Origin of the sequence: Ureibacillus yapensis (assembly GCF_003515775.1) — a bacterium.
Classification (GTDB): domain Bacteria; phylum Bacillota; class Bacilli; order Bacillales_A; family Planococcaceae; genus Ureibacillus; species Ureibacillus yapensis.
In genome coordinates, this window is record NZ_QWEI01000007.1 from 1 (window position 1) to 13,768 (window position 13,768).

The 13,768-nt window shown below is 40.1% G+C and carries 15 protein-coding genes and 6 tRNA genes; 1 reads left to right on the forward strand and 20 read right to left on the reverse strand.

The genetic code is table 11. The features are described 5' to 3' along the window. Window positions 1-37: 37 nt before the first annotated feature. From D1B33_RS12550 to acpS, 18 genes are all read right to left on the reverse strand, one after another. Window positions 38-123: transfer RNA gene (locus D1B33_RS12550), tRNA-Leu, on the reverse strand. Between the two features lie 57 nt (window positions 124-180). Further along, window positions 181-255, reverse strand: a tRNA-Lys gene (locus tag D1B33_RS12555). A 7-nt stretch (window positions 256-262) separates the two neighbouring features. Then, window positions 263-337, reverse strand: a tRNA-Gln gene (locus D1B33_RS12560). Between the two features lie 4 nt (window positions 338-341). Beyond that, window positions 342-417: transfer RNA gene (locus D1B33_RS12565), tRNA-Asp, on the reverse strand. A 47-nt stretch (window positions 418-464) separates the two neighbouring features. Further along, a tRNA-Glu gene (locus D1B33_RS12570) sits at window positions 465-539 on the reverse strand. Window position 540: 1 nt separating this feature from the next. After that, window positions 541-615, reverse strand: a tRNA-Asn gene (locus D1B33_RS12575). Window positions 616-808: 193 nt separating this feature from the next. Then, the gene (locus D1B33_RS12580) at window positions 809-1,273 is read right to left on the reverse strand and encodes a SprT family protein (protein WP_118876755.1); all 465 of its coding nucleotides are present in this window, start codon (window positions 1,271-1,273) and stop codon (window positions 809-811) included. 104 nt (window positions 1,274-1,377) lie between these two features. Further along, complete coding sequence (locus D1B33_RS12585) at window positions 1,378-3,558, reverse strand: Tex family protein (RefSeq protein WP_118876908.1); 2,181 nt, start codon at window positions 3,556-3,558, stop codon at window positions 1,378-1,380. A gap of 235 nt (window positions 3,559-3,793) precedes the next feature. Further along, window positions 3,794-4,582, reverse strand: coding sequence for an RNA polymerase sigma factor SigB (gene sigB / locus D1B33_RS12590; protein WP_118876756.1), 789 nt, complete (start codon window positions 4,580-4,582; stop codon window positions 3,794-3,796). After that, window positions 4,560-5,033: an anti-sigma B factor RsbW gene (rsbW, locus tag D1B33_RS12595; protein WP_118876757.1), complete on the reverse strand. Its 474-nt coding sequence runs from the start codon at window positions 5,031-5,033 to the stop codon at window positions 4,560-4,562. The genes sigB and rsbW overlap by 23 nt, the downstream gene beginning before the upstream one ends. Further along, window positions 5,020-5,355, reverse strand: coding sequence for an STAS domain-containing protein (locus tag D1B33_RS12600; RefSeq protein ID WP_118876758.1), 336 nt, complete (start codon window positions 5,353-5,355; stop codon window positions 5,020-5,022). Before D1B33_RS12600 ends, rsbW begins: the two co-directional genes overlap by 14 nt. Before the next feature lie 64 nt (window positions 5,356-5,419). Continuing rightward, complete coding sequence (locus D1B33_RS12605; RefSeq protein ID WP_118876759.1) at window positions 5,420-6,427, reverse strand: PP2C family protein-serine/threonine phosphatase; 1,008 nt, start codon at window positions 6,425-6,427, stop codon at window positions 5,420-5,422. A 12-nt stretch (window positions 6,428-6,439) separates the two neighbouring features. After that, the gene (locus tag D1B33_RS12610) at window positions 6,440-6,835 is read right to left on the reverse strand and encodes an ATP-binding protein (protein WP_118876760.1); all 396 of its coding nucleotides are present in this window, start codon (window positions 6,833-6,835) and stop codon (window positions 6,440-6,442) included. A gap of 230 nt (window positions 6,836-7,065) precedes the next feature. Beyond that, window positions 7,066-7,416 (reverse strand): type II toxin-antitoxin system PemK/MazF family toxin, encoded by a 351-nt coding sequence (locus tag D1B33_RS12615; protein WP_118876761.1) that lies wholly within the window; start codon window positions 7,414-7,416, stop codon window positions 7,066-7,068. Window positions 7,417-7,420: 4 nt separating this feature from the next. After that, window positions 7,421-7,648, reverse strand: a complete 228-nt coding sequence (locus D1B33_RS12620; RefSeq protein WP_407656735.1) for a hypothetical protein — start codon at window positions 7,646-7,648, stop codon at window positions 7,421-7,423. A 201-nt stretch (window positions 7,649-7,849) separates the two neighbouring features. After that, window positions 7,850-8,962: an alanine racemase gene (alr, locus tag D1B33_RS12625; protein WP_118876763.1), complete on the reverse strand. Its 1,113-nt coding sequence runs from the start codon at window positions 8,960-8,962 to the stop codon at window positions 7,850-7,852. Between the two features lie 246 nt (window positions 8,963-9,208). Then, window positions 9,209-10,177 carry a LolA family protein gene (locus tag D1B33_RS12630; RefSeq protein WP_118876909.1) on the reverse strand — a complete coding sequence of 323 codons (969 nt, stop codon included), beginning with the start codon at window positions 10,175-10,177 and terminating at the stop codon, window positions 9,209-9,211. A gap of 211 nt (window positions 10,178-10,388) precedes the next feature. Further along, on the reverse strand, window positions 10,389-10,748 hold the full coding sequence (gene acpS / locus D1B33_RS12635) for a holo-ACP synthase (RefSeq protein ID WP_118876764.1): 360 nt from the start codon (window positions 10,746-10,748) through the stop codon (window positions 10,389-10,391). Window positions 10,749-11,000: 252 nt separating this feature from the next. On the opposite strand from acpS, the gene D1B33_RS12640 reads away from it, so the two are divergent. Continuing rightward, window positions 11,001-11,606: a rhomboid family intramembrane serine protease gene (locus D1B33_RS12640; protein WP_118876765.1), complete on the forward strand. Its 606-nt coding sequence runs from the start codon at window positions 11,001-11,003 to the stop codon at window positions 11,604-11,606. A gap of 140 nt (window positions 11,607-11,746) precedes the next feature. Here the strand turns inward: D1B33_RS12640 and D1B33_RS12645 are convergent, their stop codons facing one another. Then, entirely contained in the window at window positions 11,747-13,243 is a 1,497-nt protein-coding gene (locus D1B33_RS12645) for a PH domain-containing protein (RefSeq protein WP_325049472.1), read from the reverse strand. Continuing rightward, on the reverse strand, window positions 13,233-13,712 hold the full coding sequence (locus D1B33_RS12650; protein WP_118876767.1) for a PH domain-containing protein: 480 nt from the start codon (window positions 13,710-13,712) through the stop codon (window positions 13,233-13,235). Before D1B33_RS12650 ends, D1B33_RS12645 begins: the two co-directional genes overlap by 11 nt. Window positions 13,713-13,768: the final 56 nt, after the last annotated feature.

The window sequence follows — 13,768 nt, forward strand, 5'->3', positions numbered from 1 at the left end:
CCAATTGAGCTACGGGCGCATATCCGAATGTGCTGCTTGGTGCGGCCGAGAGGACTTGAACCTCCACGGGGTTGCCCCCACTAGGCCCTCAACCTAGCGCGTCTGCCATTCCGCCACGACCGCATTCAATGAAGACTTTTATAAGTATATAACTTTTTTAAGTTATTGTCAATAAAAAACTGGTGAGCCATGAAGGACTTGAACCTTCGACCCTCTGATTAAAAGTCAGATGCTCTACCACTGAGCTAATGGCTCAAATAAATGGCTGGGGTACCAGGATTCGAACCTGGGCATGACGGAATCAAAATCCGCTGCCTTACCGCTTGGCTATACCCCAACAATGGCGGTCCCGACCGGGATCGAACCGGCGATCTCCTGCGTGACAGGCAGGCATGTTAACCGCTACACCACGGGACCAAATTGCAAACCAATTTACTTGTTTTATTATAGAATAAAATAATAAGTGGTGACCCGTACGGGATTCGAACCCGTGTTACCGCCGTGAAAGGGCGGTGTCTTAACCACTTGACCAACGGGCCATGGCTCCGAAGGTAGGACTCGAACCTACGACCAACCGGTTAACAGCCGGTTGCTCTACCACTGAGCTACTTCGGAATGTTTCGCGACTTATCTTGTCGACTTTTACTATTATAGAGATAGTTTTAAATAAAGTCAACACTTTTAACAAAAGTTTTTTCATCATTTCTTAAAAGGCTTAGAAATCCTTATTTATCAAGGCTTTCTAGCAGATAAAATGTTGCAGCTAAAATAGAATGGTCAATTTTTTTAAGAAAAATACGTCCTTTTTTCATAATTCTACATTCCATTCAATTAGTTGTCCCCTGCATTTACCGCAACGATATTTCTGGAGGTTCATCCTTCTCTTTCTTGGGTACCTTTGTTTGCATTGCTTGCACTCGTAGATATATTGCTTAGCATTTGTCTGCCTTTTGTTTTCTTCGATTGTTGAACAAAAGCGTGGGGCTCCAACTTTTTTTAGAAGTGCCCGGAAATCCGCATCACGGTGTTTATATCCCATTCCTCTTATATGAAGGTGATAGTGGCATAGTTCGTGCAGTATGATGCCGCGCAATTCACCAATCCCAAAGATTTCGTATGACTTTTTATTAAACTCAATATTATGGCTTCTTAGCAGATATCGTCCACCAGTCGTCCGCAATCGATTATTGAAATAAGCTTTATGTAAAAAGGGCTGTCCGAAATATTGCTGCGAGAGTTCTTCCACCAATAGCTGAAGTTGTTGATCCGTCATTTAAATCCCCCCAAGCAATAATCTATCATATAATACAAAACAGTTCATAGCGAAGAAAAAACACCTTGGCAATGGACCAAAGTGTTTCTTCGCTACTATAGAATTTATTGTATCAGTTCTACTTGTTTTTCCGGAGCAATCATCGTGAGAGAAATACGGCCTTTATTAACTTCCACTTTATCGACCCAGACAGTTACAATATCGCCCAATGAAACTACCTCTAGAGGGTGCTTGACACGACGTTTTTGCAGTTTTGAGATATGGACAAGCCCATCTTGTTTTACTCCTACGTCTACAAAGGCACCAAAATCAACGACATTTCGAACAGTTCCCTGCAATTCCATTCCCACCTGCAAGTCTTCCATCTTTAAAATATCCGTCTTTAACAATGGCTGCGGGAAAGCGTCACGGGGATCTCGACCTGGCTTTATCAAAGCATCTACAATATCTTTTACCGTAACGTCTCCAACACTTAGCTGCTGGCTTAAAGCGGCGATATCGACAGAAGCAAGGGCTTCTTCACATTGCTTGGACCCAACATCCTTTTTGGATAAGCCAACATACGTTAAGATTTCTTCAGCTAATTTGTAGCTTTCCGGGTGGATTCCTGTTGCGTCCAATGGATTTTTGGCTTCTGGAATCCGCAAGAATCCAATGGCTTGTTCATAAGTTTTTGCCCCTAGTCGAGGAATTTTCTTCAATTGTGCTCGTGAAGTAAATCTTCCCCCTTCGCTTCGGGCATTTACGATGTTTTCCGCTACCGTTTTCGACAAACCGGATACATATTGCAATAAAGAAGAAGAAGCTGTATTAACATCTACCCCAACTTGGTTAACTGCTGTTTCTACGATAAATGTCAAAGACTCGGCCAATTTCTTTTGGGAAACATCATGTTGATATTGACCAACACCTACCGCTTTGGGCTCAATCTTAACAAGTTCAGATAATGGATCCTGCAAACGACGCGCAATCGAGACTGCACTTCTTTGTTCTACTTGCAAATCCGGAAACTCATTACGAGCCACTTCTGAAGCCGAATAAACGGATGCCCCCGCTTCGTTCACAATCACATAGGCCACATCATTCTCGACTTCCTTTAGGACATCGGCAATAAACTGTTCTGTTTCGCGTGATGCTGTGCCGTTGCCGATTGCAATGATTGAAATCGGATATTTATTTAATATAGCTTTTACCGCTGCTTTGGATTTAGCAACATCCGGTTTTGGCGGATGTGGGTAAATGGCCGTTACTTCCAGCATTTTACCGGTTTCATCGACTACAGCCAATTTACAACCCGTTCTGTAGGCGGGGTCTACACCCAGCACCATTTTGCCGCGCATAGGCGGCTGCAATAGAAGGCTCTTTAAATTTTCGGCAAAAATATGAATGGCTTGCGCTTCTGCTTTTTCCGTTAGTTCATTCCGCAATTCCCGTTCGATTGAAGGCTGAATTAAACGTTTATATCCATCCTCTATCGCTTCTCTGACATATGGAATGGCAGGGGAATCGGATTTCATGGGAATCCACGTTTTTTCCATGATTTGCAGAACTTTATCCAAAGGTACTTGAATGGACACTTTTAGAATGTCTTCCTTTTCACCGCGATTAATCGCCAATATACGATGTGGGACAATGTGTTTGACCGGTTCTTCGTATTCATAGTACATTTCAAACACTTTCTTCTCGTCTTTTTCTTCATCTTTTACCGAAGTAGCGATTTTCCCCTCTCTCCATGAAAACTTGCGAAGTTGATCACGTACCGCTGCGTCATCGGCAAATCTTTCGGCCAGAATATCTTGTGCACCGGAGATAGCCTCCTCCACCGTTTCAACGCCTTTTTCATTATCCAAATAAGAAGAAGCCATATTCTCAATGTCTTCATGCGGAAAACTCATTAAAGCCTCAGCTAAAGGCTCCAGCCCCTTCTCTTTTGCTATCGTTGCTTTAGTTCGGCGCTTTTGCTTGAAAGGTCTATATAAATCTTCCACTCGTTGCAATACAGTGGCTGCTTGAATCGATGCTTGCAACTCTTCAGTCAACTTTCCTTGCTCATCAATTAACCGAGTTACTTCTTCTTTTCTTTGTTCCAATTGTTGTATGTAGTGATAGCGGTCTTCAACTGATTTTATTTGCACTTCATCCAAGGAACCTGTTGCTTCTTTTCGGTAGCGGGCAATAAAGGGTACGGTATTCCCATCTTCCAATAATTTAATGACCGCTTCTGCCTGATGCGGTTTCACATTTGTATCGCTTGCAATCATTTGCAGCATTTTTTTTGCTTCCATCATTCCACTGCCTTTCCAAGTTACATCTATTTCATATTTTAACACTCCCTGCTTATTATCTTCTATTCCGGACCCTGCCAATCCTTTTCAGCAACTCTTCTTAAACAAAAAGAACCCATCCTGAAAATCGACCTTTCAGAATGGGTACTTTATATTTTCACGCTTGCAATAGTGGAAATTCCATGGAACTTTGACACACAGTGTTTGATGATTTTATTTCTATGTAATAGAATCTTCAAAGCTGTTCCAAAACACTGTCAGCTGTAATGGCCTCTTGCAGCTTTTTAATTGCTTTTCTTTGTATCCGAGAAACATGCATTTGAGAAATCCCTAATCTTTCCCCAGCTTCTTTTTGGCTGAGCTGGTCATAATATGTCAATTTCAAAATTTCTTTTTCACGTTCTTCCAATACTTCCAGTGCTTCACTAACAACAATTCGACGATTGGTTCTTTCATAGCCTTCATCTTCTTTACCAATTACATCCATCAACGTTACCGTACCGCCATCTGCATCCGCCTCGATAGAATGGTCCATTGAAAGGGCATGGTAGCTTTTGCTCATTTCCATTGCCTCTAACACATCTTCTTCTTCCACCTCTAAATACTGGGCAATTTCCGCGATGGAAGGTGAGTATTGAAGTTGTGTTGTTAAAACTTCAGCAGCGGATTTGATTTTTGGACCTAGTTCCTTGATGCGTCTAGGTACATGAACGTCCCAAGTTTTGTCACGCAAAAACCGCTTGATTTCTCCGACAATCGTTGGAACGGCAAAAGCCTCGAAACTTTTCCCCAAGGATGTATCAAAACGTCTAACTGCTCCCAGTAATCCAAGCATTCCTACTTGTACAATATCTTCATGATTGGACTTGCCGTAAGAATACTTTTTCGCTATGGATTCAACCAAATTCTTATAATGAAGAACTAATTGATCCAGAGCCGAAGAATCTTCCTTTTGCTGATATTCGTCAATCAGCTTCAAAATATCTTCGGCTGAACTTCGATTATGTGGTGATTGATTGGACATTTGAATTCACCTGCTCTCTCGTGACATACTTTGTCATGAAAACAGTGACTCCACCTTCATTGTTGTTCACTCTTACCTCGTCCATTAACGTTTCCATTAAGTAGAGGCCAAGTCCGCCTTCACGTAATAACGCAACATTTTCATTTTCTTGGTAAGGTCCGATTTGCGATTTTACTTCTTGAAAATCGAAACTAGTGCCATAATCGGAGACCATTACTTCGATTTTGTCATGATATAATGCGTTACCAATTACAATTTCTCCTTCCTCATGATCTTTATAAGCATGTTGAACCACATTTGTCACAGCTTCACTTACAGCTATCTTTAAATCTTCAATTTCGTCATATGAAAAGCCCACTCGCGATGCCAAGCCAGAAACCGTTAATCTAATTACGCTAACGTATTGCGGCTTCGCTGGAACTCTAATCTCAATATAATCAAATGCTCGCATTTGTTGCCCCACCCTTTTCTATCTCCATTAATTCACTCAGGCCTGTAATTTCAAACAATCTAGTTAGTCGTCCAGAAAGGTTGACCAATTTCAAGGCAGCGTTCTCTTTCACAACTTTCTTATAAAAGGCAACAAATACTCCCAGACCAGTACTATCCATATAATTAACGTTTGATAAATCCAACTCTATTGTTAATCCCTCGGATAAATTAATCACTTCCAGTTCTTCCCTTAATACCGGAGCTGTGTAAGTATCGATCTCTCCTTCAATAAACCCTACCAATAAATCTCCATCTTCACGAAACTGTATATTAACGTTCATTTAGGGCACCTCCATAATTGCTATTCGATATATTCCCCTTTTTAAAAAGCTTAAACCTATCTCTTTAAAAAAGTTTATTTTTTTTTATTATAACGACCGTAAAATCATCGTACAATTTAAAATCTTGCAGTTTGAGCAGCTCTTGGTATATAGTATTGCACATTTCCTGGGCATTTAAATGTTGAAATGATAGAGCGAGTTCTTTTATTTTTTCCCGCGCATCAAATCCTTCGTTTTTACGAAAGTCCGTTACGCCATCTGTCATGATGATGATAAAATCATTTTCCTTCAGTTCGAGTTCTTGCTGTGAATATTTTACTTCCGGTAAAATGCCGAGAAGTAAGCCTTTTGCTTCCAAGTCATAAAAAGTATGTTCTGCAGCATTATAATATAAGGATGGTTCATGGCCGGCAGAACTCCACGTAAAAATATTTGAATGAAGATTATATCGCGCATAGAAAAGCGAGACAAACATACTGTCATCCACACTTTTTTCGATTAGTTGATTTAATACTTCCAGTACATAGGAAGGATTGCTGTTTGCGTACTCCAAAGTATCCAAGCCATATTTCACCATCGACATGCAAAGCGCGGCCGGTACTCCTTTTCCGACCACATCCGTAACGGCAACGCCCAAGTAATTCGCGGAATCATACTTAAAGTGCACATAATCCCCATTCATTTTGCGTAGGGGAACGGAGATCATTCCGATATCTGTACATTTGGTTTTCGGCACTTCATTTTCCAGCAATTGATTTTGGATTTGCGCTGCAATATCCATCTCAATCCGCATTTCTTCTTGTTTTACCAGCAAACTTTGATGCTCCTTCACTTTCAAGCCATAGTGCACCATTACTTCAATCAAAAAATCATAGGCATGTATGACGGTCTCCGGCAATTCCCCATAAAACTCTTCGAGCGCTTGCTTGTGAATGCTTATTACATCTTCCGGGGAAACATTTTTCTGGATCATTTGCTTGATTAAGTTTTGCCCGATATATAAATCGCTTTCATTTTGATTACATATATAATCTGATAAAATTTGTTTATACAGCTTTTTTAATTGTTGCAATCAAAACACTTCCTAACTTAGCCATTTAACAATCTTTACGATTGTCCCTTTTCCAATTTCCGACTCTATGTTAATGGAGTCTACCAATCTCTTTACAGCAGGAAGTCCAGCCCCGGTACTTGTCGGCGAATGCTCTCCTTCCAGCACCTTTTGGACATCACCGATTCCTTGCCCCTTATCAATTGAGGTTATCGCAATGCCTTTTATCCCTTCCCTTATTGTTTCTTCTATTACAATCTTCCCTGTCTGGGCATAGAAAAATATATTTTTAGCCAATTCGCCAATAGCTGTTGTAATCCTTGCTTGATCAACTTTGTCGAACCCAATTCTTTTCGCTTCATTTCGACCTAATTTACGTGCAGTTATAATATCTAATTCTGTTATAATCTCAATGGTCTTCTTATTCATCACTGCACCCCCCCAATGATAAAAAGTTTTCTTGTAATTTACCGATTCTGAATATACCTAGATAACACTACTATACCGATTGTATACATTAACTTCAAATGGCGGAGTTAAATATTCAAACTTTTCAACCAATAATCCTATTTTTTACCAAAACTTCTTATGCCTTTTGGCGTATAAAAAAAAGAAATGACCCAAAAGATTCTCTTGGGTCATTTCATATCAATTATGTATTAAAATTTCATTAAACCTAAGCTTATTTCCAATGCGACATCAACTTTTTCCATAAGTTCATCGTCTAATTGGGTAATACGGTCCGTCAGCCTTGACTTATCTATCGTACGCACTTGTTCAAGCAAAATTACCGAATTACGTTCGAATCCATACTTTTTCGCATCGATTTCGACGTGAGTTGGCAATTTTGCTTTTTGAATTTGTGCAGTAATCGCCGCGATGATTACAGTTGGGCTAAAACGATTACCGATATCGTTCTGAAGGATTAATACAGGCCTTGTACCGCCTTGTTCGGATCCCACCACTGGTGACAGATCCGCAAAAAAGACGTCCCCTCTTTTCACAATCAAAATGTCATCCCCCGCTTACGAGACGCTCTACCATATGTTCCGCTTCATACTCTGCATGTAGACATTCGCTACAAATAGTCAGGTTGATTTGCGACATTTCCACATAGCCTTTCATTAAAGCTTCCCGTATTTGATTTGGTTGCTTGTGCGTAGATAATCTGCGAGATGAAATATAAACAAAATTTTCATTTTCTCGAGATTTTTGCTCAAGTGTATTAAATGCTTTCAACATTTCTTGAGGAAGTTCTAACACTTCCTTTACCTCTTCTACTTTTTTCGCGTACAAAACAAGCACCTCCACAAAAACCGTACCATTCAAATTCTTTTCTAATTCTATCACCGAAATGAGTAGATGAAAAGATGATTATTAAAAATTATGGCTATCTATGTAGTTTTTTCGGTTTTTGGTGAAGATTTTGTCGCAAATTATTATTTAGTAGATTCGGGGAACTCTAGCTGTGATGATACAAGGAACTTCGTAGTTAATTGTATCTGCTTTCGTTGCCCATTCGTCAATTGTAATTTCTTCGTTTTTTTGTTTTCCGATTAAAATTACTTTTTCACCTATATTATATGCACTCGGTAACAATATCATACATTGGTCCATACAAATTCTTCCGATGATTGGTACACGTATTCCATCTATTAAAACCTGTTGGCCACTATACTTTCGAATGATTCCGTCAGCATAGCCAATGGGAATTGTTCCTATGTACGACGGTTCCTCGGCAGTAAAAGCTGCTCCATAACCAACCGATTCACCAGGCTGGATTTTCTTTACTTCAATGAGCTCTGTTTCCAAAGAAAATGCAGGCTCTAAAGGAAACGGTAATTTGGTTTTTACATAGGTGGAGGGTGCAAGACCATACATCGAAATTCCAAACCGGACTGCATCATAGTAAACCGACGGATCTTTCATCAACATGGCAGCCGTATTGGCGGCATGTACCAGTCGCGGTTTTTCAGGCAAAGAACTTATAAATTCTTCAAACTTGGCAGCTTGATAATCAAAGTACTGACTATCTTCCTCATCTGCAGTTGCAAAGTGTGTAAACACTCCATCGACCAATAAATTCGAAGAAGAGTTGATTTGTTGATATAGGTTATGAAAATCACCTATCCTCTTAACCCCAATTCTCCCCATACCTGTGTCGATTTTTATGTGCACTTTTATAGGCTGCGAAAGTGCCAAAGTGTTTACTTGTTCTACCCAATCCGATGAATAGACAGTTAAAATAATATTTTCGGATGCTGCATATGGTGCAAATGAAACTGGAGCATAACCCAAGACCAGAATGTCAATGTCATGGAAATATTGGCGAAGATGAAGCGCTTCGTCCGGTGTTGCCACCGCCAACATGGTCGCTCCGGATTGGATAGCCGCTCCGGCAACTTCCACATCCCCATGTCCATAAGCATTTGCCTTCACAACAGCAATAATTTGCACACCAGGTTTTAAGTATTCTTTTAAACGTCTTACATTATTTCGAATTGCCTCTAAATCTATGATCGCTTTTGTTGGACGGAAGTAGTTATTGTTTTGCATTTCAGGTATTCCCTCTTTTACTGATATTAAACTTCAATTAATTGGCATTTATAATATTTATTTTATTTTTTATTTCTATGATTGTCCATCATAAACCTATAAAGCGTTAGATAAGATGTTGGCTTGGGAAGTGCCACTCGTCCACTTCCCAGCCATCTGATCAAAAGCGCAAGCGCCCTGGTTAGCCTCGCGCCAACGAAAACGCAACGTCCTGCCCCTGCGATTACTCGTCGCACACTGTCAAATTTATTTCAATCCACCCGTTGTAACTGAGGCAGCAACTTCCATCATTTCTTCTTGCGTTAAATTATCGGAGGCGATAAAGAAGGATAAACCATCTTTTTCCCAGCTGATTGAGTTTTCAGTAATCGCGCCGATTGTAAATCCTAAATCTGCTGGATCGCCCGGAGCATAAACCGGAAGCGTCGAGTTTTCTTCATAAACGATTGGCTGTTGAACAAGCGTGAATGATTTCTCGCCTTCGAACGTCAGAATTCTCCGTTCTACTCCGTCATTCAAGACCGCTTCCTCGTCTACCAGTTTTGTATTATCCCAATTTAATGAAGGATAGTATGTCTGGAACTCGGTAGTCGCTACTTCTGCGCTTGCACTGGCTTTTTCATCTCCATTGGAAGGCGAGAAGTTCTCAACTGCATATTCACTCTCTTTATGCTGCATGCCAAGATCAATATTCTTGAATGAAATCAACATTTGCTCTTCTTGCGCTTCATTTAAAACAGATACTGAAGTTGGAAGCATCGTTTTCTTATTCACAACGATTTTTTGTGTAGGCATAATGCTTTTGTGATTATTTCTTGTAGCTGCCGTGAAGACATAATTCTTCTCGTCTTCTTCCATCGTCACATTACTATCGGCCAATAAGTCTTCTGCCAAAGCGCCAATGAGGTAGGCTTGGCTATTTTGTTTCGGCCATTCGCTTTGGAACTTGTACGTTTTTCTTAATGAAGGTGTTACTACAAATACCCCTTCTTTATTGCGGATAATCATTTGAGTGACATCTTCACCCTGCTGCGTAACTTTCACTCGGTAAAATTCCGGATTCGTATGCCATACGTTTACATCATAGATTCTTGGTTCAGCACCAGTCTTGATTTCCATTGTGGCATCTAGTTCATATCCTTTTACATCGTTCCACTTATCATTAAGATTTTGCAGAACATCCTCCTGTGAATCCTCCCCACAAGCTGCAAGCATTAGCACACCTAACAACAAGACAAATACTAAGGTTAATTTCTGTCGCAAAACTCCATCCTTTCTTCTACTTTCAGCTCTGATGTCAAAATATATGAGCGAAAAACTAACTTTATGCTATCGATTTTGGACAAGCCCGCAAAATAATTCTCTACACTGGCTTCTCTTTCACTGTCACCGCCAATAATGAACATTTCTTCTCATAGAATTTTTTCTAGACTTCTTTCAATAGAATCACTTGAGCTGCTGCATATTCTTTTGTATGCGTTATGCTGACATGTCCACTCACTAGATCTCCATCAAAATATAAAACTGGTTTTCCCGCAGCATCTCTTAGCACTTCAATTTGATGAAACTCACAGCCCTTTCCTATACCTGTACCATTTGCCTTCGAAAATGCCTCCTTTGCCGCAAATCTCCCTGCCAGAAATTCAAGCTTTCTTTGTTCTGATAATTGAGTGAATAACGTCAATTCCCGTTCAGATAATATTCGTTGCTGAAATTTTTCCGAACGTTCCATGGCTTTCTTTATTCGTGCGATTTCTGCTATATCTAGTCCAATTCCTTTTATCATATGGGTATTCTCCTTTTATTATTAATAAAATACAATGTATAATTAACTTAACTTCATTCATTAGAAAACTTCTGATTCAATACATGCTAAGATGAATAAAAAAGTATATTGCTTTTATAGGGTCTCATCCCGAATGAATGAAGTAAGCCTCCCGGCGGATGTCACAGATTTTCTAAGGAAGTTTATCGAGCAATTGGATATAATCTGGACGTAAATACGCCAAGGCGTATTTGAACTTATTGAGGTGGATATATGTTTATTCGTAGAGAGAATTTTCGGCAATTCCTAAAGCTTTATCCCGTTGTGTCAACGATTATCGCGATGAATCTCGTTGTCTATATCATAACAATGATGCCTTCTATCGGCGAGAAAGTGTTTTATGCAGGGATGAGCGTGAATTATTTAATCGGTAATGGAGAATGGTGGCGCCTGATTACATCTTTATTTCTTCACGCCAACTTTATGCATGTGTTATTTAATATGTTCTCGTTATTCTTGTTTGGGCCAGAGCTTGAGAAAATTGCCGGCAAGGCGAGGTTTTTAACGATCTATTTCCTAGCAGGCATTTTCGGCAATGTCGCTACTTATGTAAGCCAAGAAGGGATCTATGCAAGTGTAGGTGCAAGTGGTGCCATCTACGGAATTTTTGGAGCCTTTGCAGCGCTTGTCTACTATACTCGCCGTACCATGCCTCAACTGAAGCAAGTAATTTTGCCGTTGATTATTATTAGTGTCATTCTAACGTTTGTTACGCCCAACATTAATGTTGCCGGTCATTTAGGTGGATTGATTACCGGATTCCTGCTTGGTTTGTCCTATTTCTCGCCAAAGAATATCCTTCGCTGGAGAAAGAAATAATACAACCAAGGCCGTCTAAAATTATTTTACGGCACTCCTTTGCGGCCAAGAAGGCGGCTTTTGATGTGTCCGCCACAGCGATAAAAGTGCTATAAGAGAAAAGTGGCTGTCCGGAAAGATTCTGGACAGCCGTTTTTATGTTATTCAATGGTCGGGTTCGATTTTTCAAACCATTTCATAATTTCTTCTATATTCTCATTTTCGAGGTTTGCCGCTTTGGCGGACGCTCCCGTCATTCCGGACATTACCCTCACTTGCACAGTTGCAATTTCCCTTCTTTTTTGGAAGTAGCTTTGCCTGCTTTCCAAAGCTTGAATTCGCTTTTTCTCCACATGAAAGGTTACCCGGCTGAATACGCGGTAGACAATCGTTAATTGTTGCTCATTAATCGCAAAACCGGTTGTTTTATATTGCCACAAACCAATCAAAACGGCTGGAATAATCACCAGGAAAGAAAGCAATCCATAAGGGAACAACCAATACGAACTAGCTAAAATCACAGGAGCCAACCAAATAAAATCGATTCGATAAAAGAATGGTTTAGCTTTTTTGGGCGGCTTTGTAAACGACGGTTCCCAGTTGAACCGAGGAAAAAGCTCTTCCAATGGACTCAACAACTCTTTTTTGCGAATAAGAGGAAATAGCGTGATTTTTTTATCATCTCCCCCAAACCCGCCACTTGCACTTTCAACAGCCACAGTTGCAAAGCCAAATAGCTGTCTTAATGGATTTTCGACGATTTTCACCGCTTGTATCCGGTTTAAAGGGATGGTCACCCGCTTCTTTTCGAGCAGCCCCCTTGTTATGATAAGCCGATCGTTTTCTTCCCATACAGTAAAATCATAATAGTTTATAAAGGTAACAACTACAGCAGCCAGCCATGTTATGAACAATCCAGCCATGATTGATAAAGCCACAATAACAAAACCAAATTTTATGAAAGCTGACAGTTCTTCAAAGATACGTTCAAATGGAATAAATTCCGCGAATTGAGAAAGAACTGCAGCTGTCCCGGCAATCACTACCCCCATACTGCTGGATGTTGTTGCAAGAATAATCAATTCTTTGGTTGTCATTTTATGAATCACCCGGGATAAAGGTTCTGCGATTTCTTCAACGATTAATGGAGAATCTTGCAAATCAGCATGCCGGATTTCTTCTTTTTGTTTTCTGGTCACTATTTCAATTCTATTTGCGGCTTCTTTTGAGATAGCCGTTAAAATGACTTCAGCCTCTCCGCTTGTACTGCTGGCTGTTTCCACCATCACTTGCACCAGGCCAAAAACCCGATGAAAAATACCTTCTTTGTAGTTGAAACTTTGAATTCGATCGAAGGGAATATATCGTTTTTTCTTCACGAAAAGCCCATACTCCACTCGAAGCTCTCCCTCTTCAAACCAATATTCATACGTCCACCATTTGATTATGCCGCTGATTAAAAGGCCTATCGTAATGAGCAGAAAAATCCCCACTGGAATAAGGCTTAGCCAAAAATCATTTTGTCCGGAATTCTCCTTTAGGTTAAAGCCATTAGCAAAAAAGAGTACAACAAATGGAAGAATCAGCTCTTTCAACCCTTTTACAAAATTAATGACTGCCGATATGGGATGCAGCTTATAACGTTGATCAGACATCATCTTCAGCCACCCTTGCCAGTATTGAAATGCGTCCCCTTAGTTGATCTGCATCTTCTGTTATCAACATAGGAATAACATGTGTTGTGGCCGCTGTAGAAATAGAGATATTTGCTAGGTCATACTTTTTTAAAATAGGTCCTTGCGATGTATCGACATGTTGAACACGCACCATCGGAATTAATGTACGTTTAATGATAAACAACCCATTTTGTATTTCAATTTCATGTTCCCGCACTTCATATCTCCAATGGTTCCAGCGAATATTCGGAAACCACCAAATTGAAGCGAGGCCGACAAGTACAATAAGTGCAAACCCTATAAGATAAATAAACGATGGCCACTCAAAAAAATAAGTAACAAAGCAAACGACTGCCGCAAGAATGCCGATAATCATCGTATTGAGAAATCCATATAGACGCCAAACCGTCAATCCTTTTTTCGGAATTTGGAACATCAATTGTTTACGCACGCATTCCACCCCATTCCATTGTCTTTATATGTATCATTATATAAAAAAAGCGCCCT